Genomic DNA, 19,898 nt, shown 5'->3' on the forward strand with positions numbered 1-19,898 from the left:
CTACAGGCCCGCCGGGTTGTCGCCGGAGGCCTCGCGCTGCCGGAGGTCCTTGCGGTCGACCTTCCCGCGGTCGTTCCTGGGTACGTCGTCGACGAAGACGATCCACCGCGGGTACTTGTGCTTGCTCAGCCGGTCCTTCACGAAGGCCTTGAGCTCCGCGGCGAGCGCGGCCCGCCCCTCCTCGGTGGCGACGCGGCCGCGCGCGTCGTCGCGCACGACGATGAACGCCTTCGGCTTCACGAGGCCCGCCTCCTCGGCGCCGATCACCGCGGCGAGGCCGACCGCCGGGTGCCCGGCCAGGCACTCCTCGACCTCGACCGGCGCGACCCAGACGCCGCCCACCTTGAGCAGCTCGTCGGCGCGCCCGCTGAACCAGAGGTACCCCTCGGCGTCCATGCGGAAGAGGTCCCCGGTGCGGCACCAGTGGCCGTGGAAGGTGCCCCAGCTCTTCTCGCGATCCTGGAAGTAGCCGATCGCGACCGAGTCGCCCTTCACCCACAGCACGCCGGTCTCGCCGGGGGCGAGCTCGGGCGCGCCCGCGCCGGCCGCGTCCGAGGGGAGGATCTTGAGCGTGTACCCCTCCACGGCGCGGCCGAGCGACCCGGGGCGCACGTCGCCGGGGCGGTTCGTGCAGTAGATGTGGAACATCTCGGCGGAGCCGATGCCGTCGTAGACGTCGGCGTGGAACCGCGCGCGGAAGCGCTCGAGGAGCGCCGACGGGAGCGCCTCGCCGGCGGAGAGGTGGAAGCGGACGCTGGAGAGGTCGAGGCGCGGCTCGCCCCGCGCCGCGAGGGCGTCGTCGTGGTCGAGCAGCTTGCCCATCATGGTCGGGACGTTCGTGACCACCGTGGGGCGGTAGCGCTCGATGTACTGCGCGAGCGACTCCGGCGTCGGCCGCTCGACGAAGAGGCCGGCGGTCGCGCCGACGGAGAAGGGGAACATCAGGTTGGTGCCGGTGGCGTAGCCGAAGAAGAGGCGCGGCACCGAGACGGTGACGTCGTCGCTGCGGTAGCCCACGGTCGCCTTGGCGTAACGCTCGGTGTTGAAGGCGAAGTCGCGGTGCGTGTGGATCGCCGCCTTGCTCCTGCCGGTCGAGCCGGACGTGAACAGCCAGATGGCGACGTCGTCGCGCCGCGTGGGGCGGGGGCCCTGCAGCGCGCTCTTCGGCGCGAGCGCGACGCGGCCCTGCGCGAGCGCGTCGCGGAGCGAGATGCCCCGCACCGGGTCGAGGGCCGGCGGGACGGGGAGCTCGGCCTCGAGGTCGCCGCCGGTCGGGACCTCCGGGACGAGCACGAGGGTGCGGAGATCCGCGGCGGCGAGCGCGTCCGTGATCGACTCGGCCACGCGCGGGATGGTGACGACCGCCGCGGCGCGCGTGTACTCGACGAGGTACGCGAGGTCGGCCGCGGGCGCCTCGGGGTTGCCCATCGCCACGACGGCGCCGTGGCTCAGCGCCGCGAAGAACGCCCACACGAACGCGGGCGAGTCGTGCAGGACGATGAGCACCCGCTGCTCGGCCGCGACGTCCTCGAGCGCGAGGTGCGCGCGCAGCGTGCGGACCTTGTCGGCGACGTCGGCGTAGGTGTGCCGCTGATCGCCGAAGAGCAGGGCGACCTTGTCGCCGAGGCCCTCGCGCAGCCGGTCGAACAGGTAGTAGTCGGCGAGGTTGAAGTCCTCGGGGAATGTGGGTGGGTTCATGGTCACGCTTGCTCTCGCCTCCACGGCGGCGCCGTGAGCCGCCGCCTCCCTCCATCGGTCGTCGCGACGCCCGGCGCGTCGAGGCCCTGGCGGTCCCAGAGCTGGCACGTCACGGGCCGGTGGCGCTGATCGAGCGCCTCGCAGTAGTTCGAGTAGATGCACCGGCGGACCTCGCCGCCGCGGCCGAGGCGCAGCTTCAGGAACCAGTCGGGATCGGCCAGCGTCTGCCGCGCGGCGCCGATCAGGTCGGCGTCGCCGCGCGCGAGGATCGCCTCGGCCTGCGCGAACGTGCAGATCCCGCCCGCCACCACGACCGGCGTCTCGAGGCCGGCCTCGCGCACCGCGCGCCGGATCTGCGCCTGCTTCGGGATCTGCCGTCCGAACGGCCCCGCCGCGTCCGAGAGCGCGGTCGGCATGCACTCGTACCCGCTCGGGCCCGTGTAGGGGTAGGCCGCCTCGCCGACCTTGGGCTGCTTCGCGTCCTCGAACTTGCCGCCCGTCGAGAGCGAGAGGAAATCCATGCCGGCGCGCGCGAAGGCGAGCGCGAAGAACGCCGCGTCGTCGACCCGGCTGCCCCCCGCGATGACGTCGTCGCAGAGGAAGCGGCAGCCGACCGTGAAGCGGGGCGACACCGCGGCGCGCACGGCCGCGTAGACCTCGAGCGGCAGGCGCGCGCGGCGCTCGCGGTCGCCGCCGTAGCCGTCCGCCCGGGTGTTCAGCGCGGAGAGGAACGACGCCATGGTGTAGGCGTGCGCGTAGTGGAGCTCGACGCCGTCGAAGCCCGCCTCGCGCGCCCGCGCCGCGGCGGCGGCGAACAGGCCGGGCAGCGCGCGCGGCAGGTCGCGGACGTGGGGGAGCACGACGTCGGTGACGCGCTCGCGCTCGCCGAAGCGCAGCGCCTCGAGCTCGCGCGGCGCGAGCACGGCCGACAGCCGCTCGTCGTCCAGCGCGACGAGCCGCTCGCGCACGTCGACCTCGGGCGCGCCGAGGAGCCCCGGCTCCCCGAGCGCCTCGGCGAGCGCGCGCCGGTGCGCGCCGGTGATCGCCAGGAACTCCCGGAGGAACCGGTCCCTCGGCGGGCGCCTGCGGATGCGCAGGAAGTCGATGAGCTGGAGGAAGACGCGCGTCCGGCCGTCGCTCCGGGCGCGGACCGTCCGGACGAGGTCGCTGAGCCCCGGGATGAACCGGTCGTGGCCGGCGCGGAGCAGCGGCCCGCTCGGCACGTCGCGGATGCCGGTCGCCTCGACCACGAGGGCGCCGGGCTGGCCGTCGGCGAAGCGGCCGTACCAGTCGAGCACGTCCTGCGTGACGAGCCCGTCCTCCGTCGCGCGCCACGGGACCATCGCCGGCACCCACGAGCGCTCGGCGAGCTCGAGGCCGGAGGCGAGGCGGAGCGGCGAGAAGAGGCGCGCGCGCGCCGCCTCGGCCGCGGTCGGGGGCGCGTCGCGGGGCGGCGCGTGGCGGATCCGCTCCGGGGGCTTCCACATCGCTACCGGGCCTCACCCCGCGCGCGCTCGTCCGCCGGGGGCTCCGCGGCCGCGCGCTCGAGGATCCCCTTCGCGATGATGAGCTTCTGGATCTCCGTCGTCCCCTCGTAGATGCGCAGCGGCCGGATCTCGCGGTAGAGCCGCTCCACCTCGGTCCCCTCGATGACGCCCATGCCCCCGTGGAGCTGGACGGCGCGGTCGATGATCCGCTGCGCCGCCTCGGTGGCGAACATCTTCGCCATGGCCGCCTCGGTCGAGACGCGCGCCGCCGCGCCGGCCGCCGTGTCGCGCTTGTGGGCCGCGCGGGCGACGAGGAGGCGCGCCGCGTCGAGCTCGGTCGCCATCTCGGCGAGGTACGCGCGCACCATCTGCTGCTCGGACAGGGGCGCGCCGAACTGCCTGCGCCGCGTGACGTGCGCGATCGCCTCGCGGAGCGCGCGCGCGGCCATGCCGTTCGCCGCCGCGCCGACCGAGATCCGGAAGGCGTCGAGCGTCCGCATCGCGAGCTTGAAGCCGCCGCCCACCTCGCCGAGGCGCGCGCTGTCCGGCACGCGGCAGCCCTGGAAGCGGACGCGGCCGATCGGGTGCGGGACCGACATCGGCAGCGGCTCCGAGGAGACGCCGGGCGCGCCGCTGTCGACGAGGAACGCGGTGATCGCGGCGCGCCCCGCGCCCGGCGCCCCGCCTGCTCCGCCGCCGGCCGGGGCGGCGGCCGCGCGCGTGAAGACCACGAGGTGGTGCGCGAGCGGCACGTTCGAGATCAGCACCTTCTCGCCGTCGAGGACCCACCCGTCGCCGTCGCGGCGGGCCTCCGTCCTCAGCGAGGCGACGTCGCTGCCCGCCTCGGGCTCGGTCAGCGCGAAGGCCCCGACGCGCCGCCCCGACAGCACCTCGGGCAGGATCGCGCGGCGCTGCGCGTCGCTGCCGGCCAGCGCGACGGGGTACGCGCCGAGCCCCTGCACCGCGAAGATCGCGTCGGCGAGCGGGGATACCTGGCCGAGCGCCTCGCGGACGAGCACCAGCGCGCGCACGTCGATCGCGGTCGGGTCCGCGGCGCGGTCGGTGCCTGCGGGCGCGCCGCCGAGCGCCTCGGGGACGAGGTGTGCGTAGAGCCCGAGCGGCTCTCCCAGGCAGCGCGCGACGGCGGCGGCGTCCCGCGCTTCGGCGAGCGGCGCGAGCGCCTCGGGCGTCAGCCGCGCGGCGAGGGCCGCGTGGCGCTCCTCGAAGAAGACCGGGAGCTCGGCCGAGGAGAGCGCGAGCGTCGTCATGAGCGGGGCGTCGACGGGCCGGTGGACCGCGGGGTGGGGGGCGCGTCGGCCGCGGCGGCGGGCGGCGCCGCGGCGTCGCCCAGGTCGGCGCCCTCGAAGCGCGGCGGGCGCTTCGCCTTGTTCGCCTCGTAGGCCTCGCGGAAGTCGGGGTGCGCCATGCAGAGCGCCTGCGCCTGCGCCTCGGCCTCGATCGCGGCGGCGAGCGGCATCGTGCGCTCGCTCTCCAGCATCTGCTTGGTGATGGCGTGCGCGAACGCCGGCCCGCGCGCGAGGCGCTCGGCCCACCCCCGCGCGGTCTCCAGCGCCTCGGGGTCGGGCACGACGCGGTTCACGAGGCCGATGCGGAGCGCCTCGTCGGCGCCGACGAGATCGCCGAAGAAGAGCAGCTCGGCGGCGCGCCCGTGGCCGACGATGCGCGGCAGGAGGTAGGAGGCCCCCATGTCCGCGCCGGACAGGCCGACCTTCGGGAAGATGAACCCGAAGCGGGCGCTCGCCGCGGCGACGCGCAGGTCGCAGGCGGCGGCGATCACCGCGCCGGCGCCGACGGCGACGCCGTTGACGGCGGCGACGACCGGGCGCCGCAGCTCGCAGATGCTCTGGATCAGCGCGCCGGTGACGCGGGTGAACTCGAGCAGCCCCCGCGCGTCGCGCGCGAACAGCTCGGCGATGATCCCCTCGACGTCGCCGCCCGAGCAGAAGCCGCGCCCCTCTCCGGTGAGCACGACCGCGCGCGCGGCGGAGCGCTCGAGCGAGCGGAAGGTGGCGGTGAGCTCGCCGTAGACCTCGAAGGTGAGCGAGTTCAGCCTGTCGGGGCGGCTCAGCGTGATCTCCGCGACGCCGCGGCTTATCTCGAGCTGGAACGAGCGGGGTGTGAGGGTCATGGGGCCTCTCGGTTCGGTGCGGTGCTGGTTCGATCGACGCGCCTCGGGCGCGCGGCGCGCGCGGTCAGGGCTTGGTCCGCGTGCGCCGCGGCGGGCTGCGCGCGCCGCGCTCCGCGTGGGCGCGGGCGCTGCCGGGGCGGGACGGGGCCGGCATGTCCGGCTCGCGCAGCGTGGTGCGCAGCTTGTCGAGCAGCCGCGTCAGGGTGGAGATCTCGGCCGGGCTCAGCCCGGAGAACACCCTGGCGACGCGCGCGGCGTGGCGCCGCTCGGCGTCGCGGAACGCGCGCTGGCCCTTCGCGGTCAGGTGGACCCGCCACGCGCGGCGGTCGCTCGGGTCGGCCCGCCGCTCGACCATGCCGTCGCGCGCGGCGCGGTCGACGAGCCCGGTGAGGTTGCCCGCCGTGACGAGCATGCTGCGGGAGAGCGACGCGAGCGTCTGCCCGTCGCTGCGCACGAGGTTCGCGAGGAGGTCGAAGCGCGGGAGGGTCATCTCGTGCTCCAGGTCCTCGCGGATCGCGGCGAGCGCGCGCTTGTGGACCGCGAGGATGCGCACCCAGGCGCGGACGGCCGCCTGATCGCCGCGCGCGCTCTCGGGGGAGGGGGCCACGGCGAGCGGCCGCCGCGCCGGCGCCCCGCGCCTCACGGGGCGCCCTCGTCCACGCCGGGCGTCGCCGCGTCCCCGGGCGACGCCGCGACCTCGCCGGCCCCGTCGAGCGCCGCGACGGCCTCGATCTCGACGAGCGCGCGCGGCTCGAGGAGCCCCGCGACGCCGACGAGGGCCATCGCCGGGAAGTGCCTGCCGAACCGCGCGCGCCACGCGGCGCCGATCGCGCGGCGCGCGCCCCGGTACGCCTCGAGATCGGTCACGTAGACCGTCATCCGCGCGACGTCGCCCGGCCCGCCGCCCGCGGCCGCGACGACCGCGAGCACGTTGTCGAGCGCCTGCGCGAACTGCTCGGCCAGATCGTCGCTCCGGATCTGCCCCGACGCGGCGTCCCACCCGATCTGCCCCGCGACGTGCAGCGTCCTGCCGCGCGTCACGACGCCGTTCGCGTAGCCGCGCGGCGCCGGCCACCCGGCGGGCTGGACGATCTCGAGGCCGCCCCTCACCGCATCACCGCCCCGCCGTCGACCGAGATGGCCTGGCCGTGGATGCTGCGCGCCTCGTCGCTGCAGAGCATCGACACGACGAGCGCGACCTCCTCGGGCTCGACCATGCGGCCCTGGGGGGACATCGCCTCGAGCGAGCGCCGCGCCGCGTCCTCGCCCCGCCCCGTCTTCTCGGCGATGCGCGCGATCGCCTCGTCGGCCATGCGCGTGTTCACCCACCCGGGGCAGACGCAGTTGATGGTCACCGGCGTCCGGGCGACCTCCAGCGCGATCGTCCGTGTCATCCCGATCATGGCGTGCTTCGACGCGCAGTACGCGACCGAGTAGGCGAACCCGATGAGCCCCGCGGTGGACGCGACGTTGACCACGCGCCCGAACCCGCGCGCGATCATCTTCGGGACGAGGGCGCGGCACAGCACGAAGGGGCCGGTCGCGTTGACCGCGAGCATGCGGTCCCACATCGCGTCCGTGGTCCTGTCGAACGGCGCGCTCTCGGCCGCGCCCGCGTTGTTGACGAGCACGTCGATGTGCCCGATCTGGCCCTCGAGCGCGGCGAGCGCCGCCAGCGCGCCCTCGCGGTCGCCCACGTCGAGCCGGACGGCGACGCCGCCGACGGCCGCCGCGGCCTCGTCGATCTCGGCCTGCGTGCGGCCGGCGACGGCGACGCGCGCGCCGTCACGCGCGAGCCGCTCGGCGATCGCACGGCCGACGCCGCGGCCTCCGCCCGTGACGAGCGCGGTCCTGCCTTCCAGCGACATGTGGATTACCTAAATCATATATATATGAAGCACACGCCGAAGTCACCCTCGGCGGCGCCCGCGGCGGCGTCCGTTGAGCGAGCGGACGGCGCAGCGGGCGCGCTCGGCCGTCCTGCGCGGAGCGCTGCGTCGCGCCTGTCCGGCCGCTCCGGCGCGCGCTCTCTCCCTGTCGATCTCGGCGCGCGCGTGCGCCACTATCTCGCGATGCGTTCCTCCTTCGTCGCGGGGATGGCCGCGGCATCGTCGCTCGTCGCGGGGCTCGGCTGCGGCGACGCGGGGCCGAGCGTCGCGTCGATCTGGGTCTCGCCTGCGCAGGGCGAGCTCCGCGGGGAGCGGTTCTTCGACGCGCCCTGGCCGAGCGATCTGCGCCGCGAGGGCGGCGCGGTGCGGCTCGACGGCTACCCCAACCCGCGGCGGCTCAGGATCCTCGACGAGTACGTCCGCGAGATGGACGCTGTCCTCGACGGCTTCTCCCCCTCGGCGGCGGGGTTCCTGCGCTTCGCCGGGCCGATCGACGTCGACTCGCTCCCGTCGACGCCGGCGCTCGCCATGGGCCCGCTCGGGGCGGTGCAGCTCATCGACGTCGATCCGGGCTCGCCGGCGCGCGGAGAGCGGCGCCCGATCTCGGTCCACTTCCGGCGCGAGCCGGGCGTGTACTGGCCCGCCAATACCCTCGCCTTCATGCCCGTGATGGGCTTCCCGCTGCGGCCGCGGACCCGGTACGCGCTCGTGGTCACGGACGCGCTGCGCGCCGAGGGCGGCGGCCCCGTCGAGGCGGGGCCGGCGCTGCGCCAGGCGCTCGGGATCGACCCGGCCGGCGCCGAGGTGGAGGCCGCCCGGGAGGCGCTCGCTCCGGCGGTGGACGAGATCGAGGCCGCGGGCGTGGACCGGGGGCGCATCGTCCACCTCGCGGTGTTCACCACGTCCGACCCGACCGCGGAGCTCTTCGCGCTGCGCGATCACCTGCGCGCGAACGTCCCGCCCCCCGAGGCGCGGCCGGCGCTCTGGCGGCTCGTGAACCACCAGCGGACCTGGGACGAGTACGCCGGCGTCTACGGGCCCTCGCCGAGCTACCAGGTGGGCCGGGCGCCGTACGCGAGCCACGCGGACGGCGGCGGCTTCGGGACCAAGAACGGCGAGCCGGTGATCTCCGGCTACTTCGACCTGCGCTTCTCGATCACGGTCCCGTCCGCGAGCCGCTGCCCCATGCCGGAGGCGGGCTACCCCGTCGTGCTCTACGCCCACGGCACGGGCGGCGATTACCGATCCTACGTCCGCAGCCACACCGGCCTGCAGCTCGCGCAGCGGTGCCTCGCGGTCATGGGCGTCGATCAGATCTTCCACGGCGCGCGCCCGGAGGCGCCCGAGGACGCGGCGCAGACCGGGGTCCTGTTCTACAACGTGCAGAACGTGGCCGCGGCGCGGACGAACGCGCGCCAGTCGGCGCTCGACGAGGTGCAGCGGGCGCGCCTCTTCACCGAGTCGCGCATGACGGTGCCCGCCGGCGTTTCCAGCACCGGGGAGGAGATCCGGTTCGATCCGTCGAAGATCCTGTTCTTCGGGCACTCCCAGGGCGGGCTGAACGGCCCGCTCTACCTCGCGGCGGACGACTCGGCGAGGGGCGGCGTGCTCTCCGGGGCGTCGGCCGTCATGTCGGTCACGCTGCTCGAGAAGACGAACCCGCCGCCGAGCATCGCGGCGCTCGTCAAGTCGGTCTTCCTCGGGCTGATGGACGGGGAGGAGGCCGAGGTGACCGAGTTCCACCCGGCGATCTCGCTCGCGCAGTCGATCGTCGACGTGGTCGATCCGATCCACTACGCTGCGCGCCTGTTCGTCGCGCCCCGCGACGGCTTTGCGCCGAAGAGCATCTACATGACGGAGGGCATCAACCCGGACGGCAGCGGCGACTCCTACGCGCCGCCGCGCGGCATCGAGATGCACGCGCTGGCGATGGGCTTGCCGCTGCAATCGCCCGCGCAGCGCCCGATCCGGGAGTACGGCTTCGGCGGCCCTCGGCCGGTCGATGTGCCGCCCGGGGGGCTTGCTGGCAACCTCGCCGGCGGCCGCGCCTCCGGCGTGCTCGCGCAGTGGCCGGTCGCCGAGGGGAGCGACGGTCACTTCGTGGTCTTCGACGTGCCCGCGGCGGCCGCCCAGGCCCACGGCTTCCTCGAGAGCCTCGCGGCCGCGCCCTGCGGGCGGGTGCCGGCGCCATGAGCGCGGGGGGCGATCTCGCGTCGCGCGTGGCGGCGCTGCTCGCGCGCGACGGCGTGGAGGCGCGGCCCGCGTCGACGGGCGCGGGCGCGTGGCCTCCGGGGCTCACCGAGCCGCCGGACGTCGCGGCGCTCTACGCGGCGGCGGACGGCCTCGCGCTCCCGGACGGCACGCTGATCCTGCCGCGCGGCGACGTCGCGCGGGCGACGGCCTGGCTCGTGGAGGAGCGCTCGCTCGACTGGGCGCACGACCTCGTGGTCGTCGGCGAGCGGGAGGACCTCGTGATCGTGCTCGATCTCGACGTCGCGGGCGCGCGCGCCGGGGGCGGCGTGCTGGAGGTGCCGACCGACGGGCTCGCCTCGTTCCAGCGCGTCGCGCGCACGGTGGTCGGCTACCTGGAGCGGCGCCTCGGCGTCGCGGGGGCCGAGCCCGCGTCGCCCGAGGTGCGGGCGCGCGAGGCGGCGGCGCGGCGCGATCTCCCGGCGCTCGCCGAGGCGCTCGCCGAGGTGATGTACCCGGGCGCGGAGCGGCAGACGGCGCACGCGGCGCTCACGCTGGGCGCGCTGCTGTCGGAGCGCGGGGACGAGGCGGCGATCGACGCCTTCGCGCGCTCGGTCGAGGCGCGGGTCGCCGCCGCGCCGCGGGGGGCGGCGGGGCCGGAGCGCCTCGCGGCGTGGCGCGCGTGCGAGATCGCGGCGCGGGAGGCGGGGGCAGCGGCGATCGCCGCGGCCTGCGCGGCGCGGGCGCGGGGGTAGGTGGGGCGAGGAGCCCGCGCGTGTGCGCGGGCAGCGGTCAGCGGGCGGAGCTCACCTGGCGCTCCGCTTCCGGAGCGTCGCGCGCCATGCGCGAACCACCGAGGTCTGGTCGCCCTCGCGCTGCACGAACTGCGTCAGCTCTGCGAGCTCGAGCCCCGGCAGGAGCCGGCTGCGCCCCGCCTCGGCGTAGCCGTCCGGGCCAAGGAGATGGATGGAGAGCTTCCCCTTCTTCAAGAACCAGACCTCGGGCACGCCGAGCCCCGCATAGACGGAGAGCTTGTCGATCGTCCCGCTCTTCTCGATGATCTCGATCGCGAGCTCGGGGATCCCCCCATCCTCGACCGTCCCGAGCACGTAGCACTCATCCGGCTCCACGCCCCGCTTCGCGAGCCGTCTGCGGACGGTCATGCTGCCGTACCCGCTGAGCGGCAGCTCCGCCTCCTCGGCGTAGGCCTCGACGAGGCGGGCCAGGATCTTCTTTCGGCCCTCGTGGGGTCCCCCCGGGCTCATCAGCTCCAGCACTCCCTCGCAGTAAGTCACCCGCACGCCGGCGCGGTCGCCGAGGGCTGCGAGGATGGTCTCGTACTCCTCCCACGAGACGTCATGGACGACGAAGAGCTGGTCTTCCGAGCCCTCTGCTGTGTCCGTGCCCGCGCGTTCGGCAGGGGGGGCGAGGAGGGGGAAAGGTGCAGCGGCGGCCATGACAGCGTGCTCCTCCGGGAAGTATCACCGCCGCAGCGCGCGGCTGCAACCATGGACCAGGCGGGCAGCCTTGACAGAGCCGGTCGACACTGTCCTGGCCGGAGCCTGAGCCGCGATCTCGGGTGGCACCCCGCTCAGAACACGCGCCCCAGCCCGTCGAGCGCCGCGACGCGGTACGCCTCGGCCATGGTGGGGTAATTGAAGGTCGTGTTGACGAAATAGCGAATCGTGTTGTTCGGCGCCGGCTGCGACATGATCGCCTGCCCGATGTGGATGATCTCCGCCGCGTTCTCGCCGAAGCAGTGGATGCCGAGCAGCGCGAGCGTCTCGCGGTGGAAGATCAGCTTCAGCATCCCGACCTGCTGGCCCGTGATCTGCGCGCGGGCGAGCGTCTTGAACGTCGACTTGCCCACTTCATAAGGCACCTTCTCCGCCGTGAGCTCCCGCTCGCTCTTGCCCAGCGACGAGATCTCCGGCGTCGTGTAGATGCCCGTCGGGATGTCCCGGACCAGCTTGTAGTCGGCCTGGCCGCAGATGTGGCTCGCCGCGAACCGGCCCTGGTCGTAGCTCGCGCTGGCGAGCGCCGGGAAGCCGACGACGTCGCCGACCGCGTAGATGTGCGGCTGGCTCGTCTGGAAGCTCTCGTTCACCTCGAGCTGGCCGCGCTTGTTGGCCGTGATGCCGACGTTCTCCAGGCCGAGGTCGGCCGTGTTGCCGCTCCTGCCGTTCGCCCAGAGGAAGACCTCGCTGCGGAGCTTCTTCCCGCTCTTCAGCGAGACCACGACGCCCTCCTTCGTGGCCTCGACCTTCTCGTACTCCTCGCCGTTCAGGACGCGGATCCCGGTGTTGCAGAAGTGATACCCGAGCGCGTCAGTGATCTCGTCGTCGAGGAACTCCAGCAGCTTGGCGCGCGTGTTCACGAGGTTCACCGCGACCTGCATGTTGCGGAGCATCGAGGCGTACTCGCTGCCGATGACGCCCGCGCCGTAGATCGTGATGCTCCGGGGGGAGTGATCCATCCGCAGCAGCGTGTCGCTGTCGAAGATGCGCGGGTGGTTGAAGTCCACGTCGTCGGGCCGGTACGGACGAGAGCCGGTCGCGATGACGAAGGTGTCGGCCGTGAAGCGCCGGTGCTGGGTCCCGTCGGTCTCCACCTCGATCGTGTGCGCGTCGACGAACCTGGCCTGCCCCGGGATGAGCCGGACGTTGTTGTGATCGTAGAAGCCCTCGCGCAGATCGACCTGCTCGTCGATGACGTGGTTCGCGGTCGCGAGGAGCTCGGCGAACGGGTACTCCGGGACCACATCCATCCGCTTGTAGATGGGGCTCTGGTTGATCATGTTCATGTGGTAAATCGCGCGGCGGAGCGCCTTGCTCGGGATCGTGCCCCAGTGGGTGCAGCCCCCGCCGACCCGCGTGTAGCGCTCGATCGCCGCGACCGATTTGCCGTTCTTCGCGGCCGTCATGGCGGCGCCCTCGCCGCCCGGCCCCGTTCCGATGATGATGAGATCGAAGTGAGGGGTGGTCGCCATCGCGTGTCTCTCCTCCGGCCAACGTCCAGCGAACGCCGCGCGCTTCGCCCGCGCCGGCAGGAGGCTACTCGAACTGGAGCGGCTCGTCGTCGTCGCCGACGCCGAGCATCTCGAGGATCTGGCGTACCTCCATCGCCGCCTCGACCTCCGGGCCCGCGTCGAGGAAGCCCTGGAGGTGCTTGCGGGCGAGCGCGCGGTTGCCGCGGGCCGCGTAGGCGAGCCCCATCGCGTGCATCGCCTCGCCGTCCTTCGGGAAGCGGCGGAGCGCCTCCTTCGCCTGCGCGATCGCCCCGTCGGTGTCGCCGAGCCGCCGGAGCGTGTGCGACAGCGCCACCCGCGCCCCGAGGAAGCTCGGCGCGATCCGCACGGAGGCGCGGTAGGCGTCGCGCGCCGGCTCGAGCTGGTCGAGCTCGTAGAGCGCGTGACCCAGCAGGTTGTACGCGTACGGGTTCGACGGCGAGGTCTTGATCACGTCGCGCAGCGCGACGAGCGCCGCCTGGAACTGCTCCTCCTGCAGGAGCTCGGCCGCCTCCTCGACGGCCTCCCAGTGGGCGGCGTCCACCGATTCGTCCACCACAGCTCTGAGCACCATGGCCCGCAGTCTAACCAGAATCCGCGCGCCGTCCCGGTCCCCTTCGTGGTACCGCCGGGCCGTGAGGCGCCCGCCGCGGACCAGGCTGCTCTTGTGGCACGCGAGCGCCGCGCTCCCCGTCCTCGGCGCCGCCGCGGCGTTCTACGGCCCCGCGCTGGCCAGGACGGGCGGCGTCTGGCCGGCGCCGCTCGACGACGTCTACATCCACTTCGGGTTCGCCCGCGCCGCGGCCCTGGGCCACCCGTTCTCGTGGATACCGGGCAACGGCTACTCGTCCGGCGGCACCAGCCTGACGTACCCGCTCGTCCTCGCGCCCGGGTACCTGCTCGGCTTCCGGGGCCCCTGGCTCGGCCTCTTCGCCGCCCTGCTCGCGTGCGCCGCGCTCCTCGACCTCTGCCGCTCGCTCCGGCGGCTCCTCGAGCCGCGCGGCCCTGGCGCCGCCTCGTCGCGCTGGGTCGCCTGGATCGCGCCGCTCTTCGTCGTGGCGGTGCCGCTGCTCGACTGGAGCTGGTTCTCCGGCATGGAGGTCGCGCTGCTCGGCGCCGTGCTGGGCCGCGCGCTCGTCGCGGCGCGGCGCGCGGAGCTCGCCCCACCGGCGCGGCGCCCGGCCGAGCAGCGCCGCGCGGGGCTCCTCGCCGCGCTGCTCGTCGCGACGCGCCCCGAGGCCGTCGCGCTCGCGGCGCCGCTCGCCGTCGCGGTGGCCCACGGGGCGGGCTCGCTCTGCGCGGCCGCGGCGCTCGCGCGCGCGTCCCTGCCCACCGCGCTGCTGCTCGGCGCGAACGCCGCCGCGAACCGCGTGTTCACGGGGGAGTGGGGCGCCGCGGGGGCCGTGCGCAAGCTCATCCTCTCGAACCCGTACCCCGCGCCGCTCGAGAAGGCGGTGGAGGTGATCAAGAACCTCGCCGCGCTGCGGGTGCAGGCGCTGGAGGGCGCGCTCGGCGGCCCGTCCTTCGCGCTCCTCCTGCCGCTGCTCGGCCTCGTCGCGGCGCTCGACCGGCGCTCGCGGCGCCTCGCCGTGCCGCTCCTGATCGGCGCCTATGGCTCGCTGCTGCTCGTCGCGCTCAACGCGACGGCGCGCTACCAGAACCTCCGCTACGCGGCCCCGGCGCTCGCGATGCTGCTCGTCGCCGCGGCCCTCGGGACCGAGGCGCTCGCGCGGCGGGGCCGGCTCGCGGCGGGGGCCGCCGCGGCGCTCGCGCTCGCGGCCCTCGCCGCGCCGTCCGCGATGTTCGCGCGGCAGATCGACCATTTCGCCCGCGCCTCGGCGAACATCGCCGGGCAGCACGTCGAGGTCGCGCGGCGGCTCGGCGCGCGCGCGCCGCGGCCGCGTCGGGTGCTCCTCGGCGACGCGGGCGCGATCCCGTACCTCTCGGGGATCCCGGCCATCGACGGGCTCGGGCTCGGCGGCTACCGGGGGATGCCGTTCGCGCGGGCCTCGGTGCACGGGGTGCCTGCCGTGGTCGAGCTCATCGAGCGGCTCGACGCCGCCGATCGGCCTGACGTCTTCGCCCTGTACCCTTCCTGGTGGGGCGGGCTCGCGGACGTCTTCGGCAGGCGCGTCGACGCGGTGAAGATCGACGACAACGTGATGTGCGCCGCGGACGAGAAGGTGATCTACGAGGCGGACTGGTCGGCGCTCGCCCCGCCGGGGGAGCGCCGCGTGGGGGCGATCGACGAGGTGGACATCGCGGACCTGGTCGACGAGCGGGCGCACCGCTACGCCTTCTCGACGCCGCGCGGCGGCTGGGTCATCGGCGCCGTGCTGCGGGACGGCGAGGCCGACGCGGGCGGCGCGCCGCGGTTCGACGCGGGCAGGCTGATCCCGGAGGGGCGCGAGCAGTCGTTCGCGATCGGGCCGGTCGCCCGCGGCCCTGCCGTGCTCGCGCTGCGCACCGACGGGGGCGGCCCGATCGCGCTCGGCGTCGCGGTGGGGCGCGCGGCCGAGGGCGAGGTGCGCGTCGAGGTGCCCGAGCGCCCGGCGGACCGCTGGTCCGAGATCCGGGTGCCCTTGCGCGAGGTCGCGCCGGGAGAGCTCGTCCGGATCCGCTCGCTTCAGGGCACGTTCCGCAGCTTCCATGTCTGGCTGCTGAGGCCGTGATCGCCCGGGCTGCGCCGCGCCGCGCCGCGCGATGCGGCGCCCGGGGCCGCCGGGCCTCCGTCCACGTCGCGGCCTCCGCGCCTTGACCGCCGCGCCGCCCGCGACACAGCGCGTCGGGAGGGCGCGAGGACGTCGCGCGGCGGAACCATGGTAAGAGCCACCGCGTGGTGAAGTGGTTGCGTGCGGCGGCCTTCGCGTCGACCGGCAGGGAGGTGGCCTCGTTTGCGAGGCAGGCGGTCCTCTTGCCCTACGACACCCTCGCGCCGGTGGTCCCTGCCGGCGCGCGCGACGGCGACGATGTCGTCATCATCTTGCACGGGCTGTTCGCGTCGGCCGGCGTCCTCCGGCCGTTGCGGACGGCGATCGAGCGTCACGCTTCCGTGTCGCGCGCGTCCCGGTCTCCTGGCCGGCCGGGCTCGTCGCGGGCCGAGCCTCCGGCGTGGTCGGTCCACACCGCGACGATGTCGTACGCGCCCGGGCCCGGCGTCGAGGCGCTGTCCGCGCGCCTCGCCACCCTGGTCTCGACGCTCCCGGACGGCGTGCGCTTGCACCTCGTCGGCCACAGCATGGGCGGCATCGTGTGCCGCTTCTTCGCCCAGGAGGTCGGCGACCCGCGGGTCGTGCAGACGATCTCGATGGCGAGCCCCTTCGGCGGCATCCCCCGCGCTGCGCTGCTCGGCTTCGGCGGCGCGCGCGATCTCGACGCGTCGAGCCCGGTCCTCCGGCGCGTCCTCCTCGGGACGGCGCGGTCGAGCGTCCCGCACCTGTCGATCATCGCGGGCGCTGACACGCTGGTCCGCTCGCCCATCGCGCATGCGCTGCCTGGCGGCGAGGTCCGCGTGATGGAGGCGCGCGGGCACAACACGCTCCTCTTCGACCCCGAGGTGGCGGCCCTCGTGGCACGTCGGATCGTGGAGCGGCGGGGCATCGTACGTTGACCGTGCGCTGACCGCGCGCTGGCCGCGCGCCGACCGCGCGCCGACTATCCCCGCTCGGCGCTTCGTGGTAGCTCGCTCCGCGTGCGCTCGCCGATCGCCATTCTCGTCGCCCTCGCGGGTTTGCTCGCCCCGCTTGCCTGGTCATCGCCTTCTCGCGCGGACACCTCCGCGTGGGCCTTCTTCGGCGCCGGCGCTGTCGGCTGGAAGCAGGGGGACAGCGATCTCGTCTACGACGGCGCGCTGTCGCTCGACGTCGGCGTCGGCACCACCCCCGACGCGCCCATCATCGTCGGCGGCCTGATGCGCGCGACGCCGCTCCTCGACAGCGGGATCGATCTCGCGTTGCTCGCCCGTATCGCGACCCGCGGCTTTCAGTCCGGCCCGCTAGGTCTGGCCCTCGACGCCGGCGGTTACCACCGCTTCTGGGGCCCAGGCTCCACCGGCGTTGCCGGCGCGCTCACGCTGGGTGGCCCGCTCGGCATCAGCCTGTCGCTCCAGGGCAGCTACGGCACCGACAACGCCATGTCGTTCGGCGCCATCGCGGGCATCGACGTGCTGCGCCTCACCGTCTACCGCCAGTCGCTCCTGCCGCTCTGGCCGAACCCGTTCCCCGCGCAAGGCCGCGACGTCGCCTCGCGCTGAGCCGTCTTCGGCCGCGCGAGTACTCCCACGAAGGAGGCGGTAGGGGGCCGGGCAGCTCGGCACAACCGCCGCCCCCCGCGTCAGCTCAGGGCGTGAACCCCGCCAGCGCTCCCACGAGCCGGTCGAGGTCCGCGCGGCTATGCCGCTCCGTCACCGCGACGAGGATCTCGTCCTTCCGCCGCGGATCGATCCGCCCGAGATCGAGCCCCGCGATGATCCCCTGCTCGGCCAGCGCCCGCGTGAGCTTCCCCGCGTCCCCCCCGCGGACCTTGACGACGAACTCGTGGAACGTCGGCGCCGCCATCGGCAGCGCGTACCCGTCGAGCCGCGCGATCTCCCGCTTGAGGTGCTCGGTCTTCGCGAGGCACTGCCTCGCCGCCTCCACGAACCCGCGCTTGCCCAGCATGCACATCCGCATCGTGACCGCCGTCGCGCACAGCCCGCTGTTCGTGCAGATGTTGCTCGTCGCGCGCTCGCGCCGGATGTGCTGCTCGCGCGTCGCGAGCGTCAGCACGTACCCGCGCGTCCCGTGCTTGTCGACCGTCTCGCCCACCAGCCTCCCCGGCACCTGCTGCAGGTACTTGCGGTCGTTCCGGCACGCGAACAGCCCGACGTTGGGCCCGCCGTACTGCGGCGGCAGCCCGAGCGGCTGGCCCTCCGCCACCGCGATGTCCGCGCCGAGCGCGCCCGGCGACTCGAGCAGCGCGAGCGCGTACGGATCGAGCGTGACCGTGATCAGCAGCGCGCCCTTCTGGTGGCACGCCTCGGCCACGCGCCGGATGTCGCCGACCACCCCGAAGAAATTGGGGTAGCCGACCACCACGCAGGCCGTCGTCTCGTCGATCGCCCGCGTCAGCGCGTCCACGTCCGCCGTGCCGTCGCGGCCGACGTCGACGCGGACCAGCGACGCCTTGCCGGTGCCGATGCCGTGCACGTACGTCTCGACCGTGCCGACGTAGTCCGGGTGCACGCCCGCGGACAGCACCGTGCGCTCGCGCCCCGTCAGGCGGCGCGCCATCAGCACCGCCTCCGCCAGGGCGCTCGCGCCGTCGTACATCGACGCGTTCGCGACCGGCAGCCCCAGGATCTCGCTCACGATCGTCTGGAACTCGAAGATCACCTGGAGCGTGCCCTGGGAGACCTCCGGCTGGTACGGCGTGTAGGCGGTGTAGAACTCGCTGCGGAGCAGGAGCTGATCGGCCGCCGGCGGGAAATGGTGCTCGTAGGCGCCGGCTCCCAGGAACGAGAGCATCCGCCCGGCGCGGTTCTTCTGCGCGAGCTCCTCGAGGTGCCTCATGAGCGAGGCCTCATCCAGGGGCGGATCCATCGAGAGCGGGCGCGTGAGGCGCGCCTCCTTCGGGATCGCGCTGTAGAGCTCCTCGAGCGACGACAGGCCGACGGCCTGCAGCATCTCGCTGATTTCCTCGGGCGTATGGGGCAGGTAACGCATGGTCTTGTGCAGCGGGAAGGGTGATGCGGGAAGTGTGACGAAGGCGCGCGGCGCTCAGTGCGCCGCGGTCTTCAGGAGCTCAGCGTACGCGGCGGGCTCCAGGAGCGCGCCGAGCTCGCCCTGGTCCGAGAGCGTGACCTCGATCATCCAGGCCTTGCCGTAGCAGTCCTCGTTCACGAGCTCCGGGCGGTTCTCGAGCTCTGAGTTCACGCGCGCGACCTTGCCGCTCACCGGCGCGAACAGGTCGCTCAGCGTCTTGACGCTCTCGATCGTGCCGAAGGCCTTGCCCGCGGTGATCGTGTCGCCGGGCTTCACGTCGAGGTTGACCAGCGTGATGTCGCCGAGCTGATCGACCGCGAAGGCGGTGATCCCGATGACGACCTGGTCGTTCTCCTGCCTGGCCCACTCATGGTCCTTCGTGTACCGCCGGTCCGTTCGGACATCATCGCTCGCCATGTGACTTCTTCTCCCTTTGCCAACCTGGGTGTCTGGTCGCTTCGCGCCGCCGCTCGGCCGACCCTCGCGCGACGGCGCCATCGCCGCCGCGCGCGCGGGTCAGGCCCGCTTGTAGAATGGGGTCTTGACCACGACCGCCTCGACCGAGCGCCCGCGGCAGTCGACCTGAAACGTGGTCCCGACGGTGGCCATCGGCGCCGGCAGGTAGCCGAGCCCGATGCTCTTGCCGACCGTCGGCCCGGGGCTGCCGCTCGTGCAGACGCCGACCTTCGCGCCGCTGGCGTCGAGCAGCGGGTAGCCGTGGCGCGCGATGCCGCGCCCCACCATCTCGAAGCCGATCAGCTTGCGCGAGGGCCCCTCCTCCTTGACGCGCTGGAGCGCGGCGCGCCCGATGAAGTCGCCCTTGTCGAGCTTCACCACCCAGCCGAGCCCCGCCTCGATCGGGTTCGTCGTCTCGTCGATGTCGTTGCCGTAGAGCGACAGGCGCGCCTCCAGGCGGAGCGTGTCGCGCGCGCCGAGGCCCGTCGCCTCGAGGCCGAGCGGGCCGCCGAGCTCGACCAGCGCGCGCCAGAGCCGCTGCGCGTCGGAGGGGGAGCAGAAGATCTCGATGCCGTCCTCGCCGGTGTAGCCGGTGCGGGCGACGGTGCAGCGGACGCCCGCGATCGTCGCGTCGCGGAAGTGGAACGACGGCAGCTCGCGCAGCGCGGCGCCGTCGCCGCCCGCGAGCGCGGCGATGTCGAGCGCCCGCGGCCCCTGGAGCGCCATCATCGCGGTGCGGTCCGAGGCGTCCTCGAAGCTGCAGTGGTTCTGCGCCGCGCTCCGGAGGTGGGCGGCGATCTTGTCGCGGTTCGACGCGTTGCAGACGATGAGCCACTGCCGCGCTTCGATCCGGTAAACGATGAGATCATCGAGGATCGTGCCAGCCTCGTTGCACGCGCACGTGTAGAGCGCGTGACCGTCCTCCAGCTTCTTGACGTCGTTCGTGACGAGGTAATCGACCACCTGCCCGGCGTGCTCGCCGCTCAGGATCATCTCGCCCATGTGCGAGACGTCGAAGAGCCCGGCGGCGGTGCGCACGGCCCGGTGCTCCTCGGTCACGCCTTTGTACTGGACCGGCATTTCCCAGCCGGCGAACGGGACCATGCGGCCGCCGAGCTTGATGTGCTCGTCGTAGAGCGGGGTCCTTCGGAGCGGAGCGGTGGGGAGCGGCTTGGTCGACACGGGCGCGATCTACTTCGAAAGGTCGAGGATGTCGACTGGCGCGGGCTCGTCTCGCGGCGCCGGACGTCGAGCCCGCCGCCCGCGCGGCGCGTCGCCGTC

General features: G+C 74.2%; 18 protein-coding genes. 5 read left to right on the forward strand and 13 right to left on the reverse strand.

Annotated elements, in window-relative coordinates; all coding sequences use genetic code 11:
* The 7 genes from WME96_RS10010 to WME96_RS10040 all read right to left on the reverse strand — a co-directional run bounded on the left by WME96_RS10010 (position 1) and on the right by WME96_RS10040 (position 7,202).
* Positions 1-1,698 (reverse strand): AMP-binding protein, encoded by a 1,698-nt coding sequence (locus tag WME96_RS10010; RefSeq protein WP_437289919.1) that lies wholly within the window; start codon positions 1,696-1,698, stop codon positions 1-3.
* A 2-nt stretch (positions 1,699-1,700) separates the two neighbouring features.
* On the reverse strand, positions 1,701-3,185 hold the full coding sequence (locus WME96_RS10015; protein WP_437289920.1) for an NADH:flavin oxidoreductase: 1,485 nt from the start codon (positions 3,183-3,185) through the stop codon (positions 1,701-1,703).
* Between the two features lie 2 nt (positions 3,186-3,187).
* Positions 3,188-4,453 carry an acyl-CoA dehydrogenase family protein gene (locus tag WME96_RS10020; RefSeq protein WP_437289921.1) on the reverse strand — a complete coding sequence of 422 codons (1,266 nt, stop codon included), beginning with the start codon at positions 4,451-4,453 and terminating at the stop codon, positions 3,188-3,190.
* A complete protein-coding gene (locus WME96_RS10025) occupies positions 4,450-5,334 on the reverse strand; it encodes an enoyl-CoA hydratase family protein (RefSeq protein ID WP_437289922.1) in 885 nt (294 codons plus the stop codon). Before WME96_RS10025 ends, WME96_RS10020 begins: the two co-directional genes overlap by 4 nt.
* 64 nt (positions 5,335-5,398) lie before the next feature.
* Positions 5,399-5,977 (reverse strand): MarR family winged helix-turn-helix transcriptional regulator, encoded by a 579-nt coding sequence (locus WME96_RS10030; RefSeq protein WP_437289923.1) that lies wholly within the window; start codon positions 5,975-5,977, stop codon positions 5,399-5,401.
* A complete protein-coding gene (locus tag WME96_RS10035; protein ID WP_437289924.1) occupies positions 5,974-6,444 on the reverse strand; it encodes a RidA family protein in 471 nt (156 codons plus the stop codon). The genes WME96_RS10030 and WME96_RS10035 overlap by 4 nt, the downstream gene beginning before the upstream one ends.
* Complete coding sequence (locus WME96_RS10040; protein ID WP_437289925.1) at positions 6,441-7,202, reverse strand: SDR family NAD(P)-dependent oxidoreductase; 762 nt, start codon at positions 7,200-7,202, stop codon at positions 6,441-6,443. Before WME96_RS10040 ends, WME96_RS10035 begins: the two co-directional genes overlap by 4 nt.
* 204 nt (positions 7,203-7,406) lie before the next feature.
* On the opposite strand from WME96_RS10040, the gene WME96_RS10045 reads away from it, so the two are divergent.
* Together WME96_RS10045 and WME96_RS10050 are read left to right on the forward strand one after the other, a co-directional pair.
* On the forward strand, positions 7,407-9,416 hold the full coding sequence (locus tag WME96_RS10045; RefSeq protein ID WP_437289926.1) for a hypothetical protein: 2,010 nt from the start codon (positions 7,407-7,409) through the stop codon (positions 9,414-9,416).
* Positions 9,413-10,168, forward strand: a complete 756-nt coding sequence (locus WME96_RS10050; RefSeq protein WP_437289927.1) for a hypothetical protein — start codon at positions 9,413-9,415, stop codon at positions 10,166-10,168. The genes WME96_RS10045 and WME96_RS10050 overlap by 4 nt, the downstream gene beginning before the upstream one ends.
* A gap of 51 nt (positions 10,169-10,219) precedes the next feature.
* On the opposite strand, the gene WME96_RS10055 is transcribed toward WME96_RS10050, so the two are convergent.
* From WME96_RS10055 to WME96_RS10065, 3 genes are all read right to left on the reverse strand, one after another.
* On the reverse strand, positions 10,220-10,870 hold the full coding sequence (locus WME96_RS10055) for a Uma2 family endonuclease (protein ID WP_437289928.1): 651 nt from the start codon (positions 10,868-10,870) through the stop codon (positions 10,220-10,222).
* 134 nt (positions 10,871-11,004) lie between these two features.
* Positions 11,005-12,402: a Si-specific NAD(P)(+) transhydrogenase gene (gene sthA, locus WME96_RS10060; RefSeq protein WP_437289929.1), complete on the reverse strand. Its 1,398-nt coding sequence runs from the start codon at positions 12,400-12,402 to the stop codon at positions 11,005-11,007.
* A 64-nt stretch (positions 12,403-12,466) separates the two neighbouring features.
* Positions 12,467-12,994, reverse strand: coding sequence for a tetratricopeptide repeat protein (locus tag WME96_RS10065; protein WP_437289930.1), 528 nt, complete (start codon positions 12,992-12,994; stop codon positions 12,467-12,469).
* 61 nt (positions 12,995-13,055) lie between these two features.
* On the opposite strand from WME96_RS10065, the gene WME96_RS10070 reads away from it, so the two are divergent.
* The 3 genes from WME96_RS10070 (at position 13,056) to WME96_RS10080 (ending at position 16,672) form a co-directional block, all read left to right on the forward strand.
* Positions 13,056-15,092: a hypothetical protein gene (locus tag WME96_RS10070; RefSeq protein WP_437289931.1), complete on the forward strand. Its 2,037-nt coding sequence runs from the start codon at positions 13,056-13,058 to the stop codon at positions 15,090-15,092.
* A 164-nt stretch (positions 15,093-15,256) separates the two neighbouring features.
* Entirely contained in the window at positions 15,257-16,030 is a 774-nt protein-coding gene (locus tag WME96_RS10075; RefSeq protein ID WP_437289932.1) for an esterase/lipase family protein, read from the forward strand.
* 81 nt (positions 16,031-16,111) lie between these two features.
* Complete coding sequence (locus WME96_RS10080; RefSeq protein WP_437289933.1) at positions 16,112-16,672, forward strand: hypothetical protein; 561 nt, start codon at positions 16,112-16,114, stop codon at positions 16,670-16,672.
* A gap of 85 nt (positions 16,673-16,757) precedes the next feature.
* Here WME96_RS10080 and gcvPA read toward each other — a convergent pair whose 3' ends face one another.
* The 3 genes from gcvPA to gcvT form a co-directional block, all read right to left on the reverse strand.
* Positions 16,758-18,122 (reverse strand): aminomethyl-transferring glycine dehydrogenase subunit GcvPA, encoded by a 1,365-nt coding sequence (gcvPA, locus tag WME96_RS10085; protein WP_437289934.1) that lies wholly within the window; start codon positions 18,120-18,122, stop codon positions 16,758-16,760.
* A gap of 54 nt (positions 18,123-18,176) precedes the next feature.
* A complete protein-coding gene (gcvH, locus tag WME96_RS10090; RefSeq protein WP_437289935.1) occupies positions 18,177-18,578 on the reverse strand; it encodes a glycine cleavage system protein GcvH in 402 nt (133 codons plus the stop codon).
* Between the two features lie 99 nt (positions 18,579-18,677).
* Positions 18,678-19,799 (reverse strand): glycine cleavage system aminomethyltransferase GcvT, encoded by a 1,122-nt coding sequence (gcvT, locus tag WME96_RS10095; RefSeq protein WP_437289936.1) that lies wholly within the window; start codon positions 19,797-19,799, stop codon positions 18,678-18,680.
* Between the last annotated feature and the right edge of the window lie 99 nt (positions 19,800-19,898).

The organism is Sorangium sp. So ce406 (assembly GCF_051474675.1).
Classification (GTDB): domain Bacteria; phylum Myxococcota_A; class Polyangia; order Polyangiales; family Polyangiaceae; genus Sorangium; species Sorangium cellulosum_G.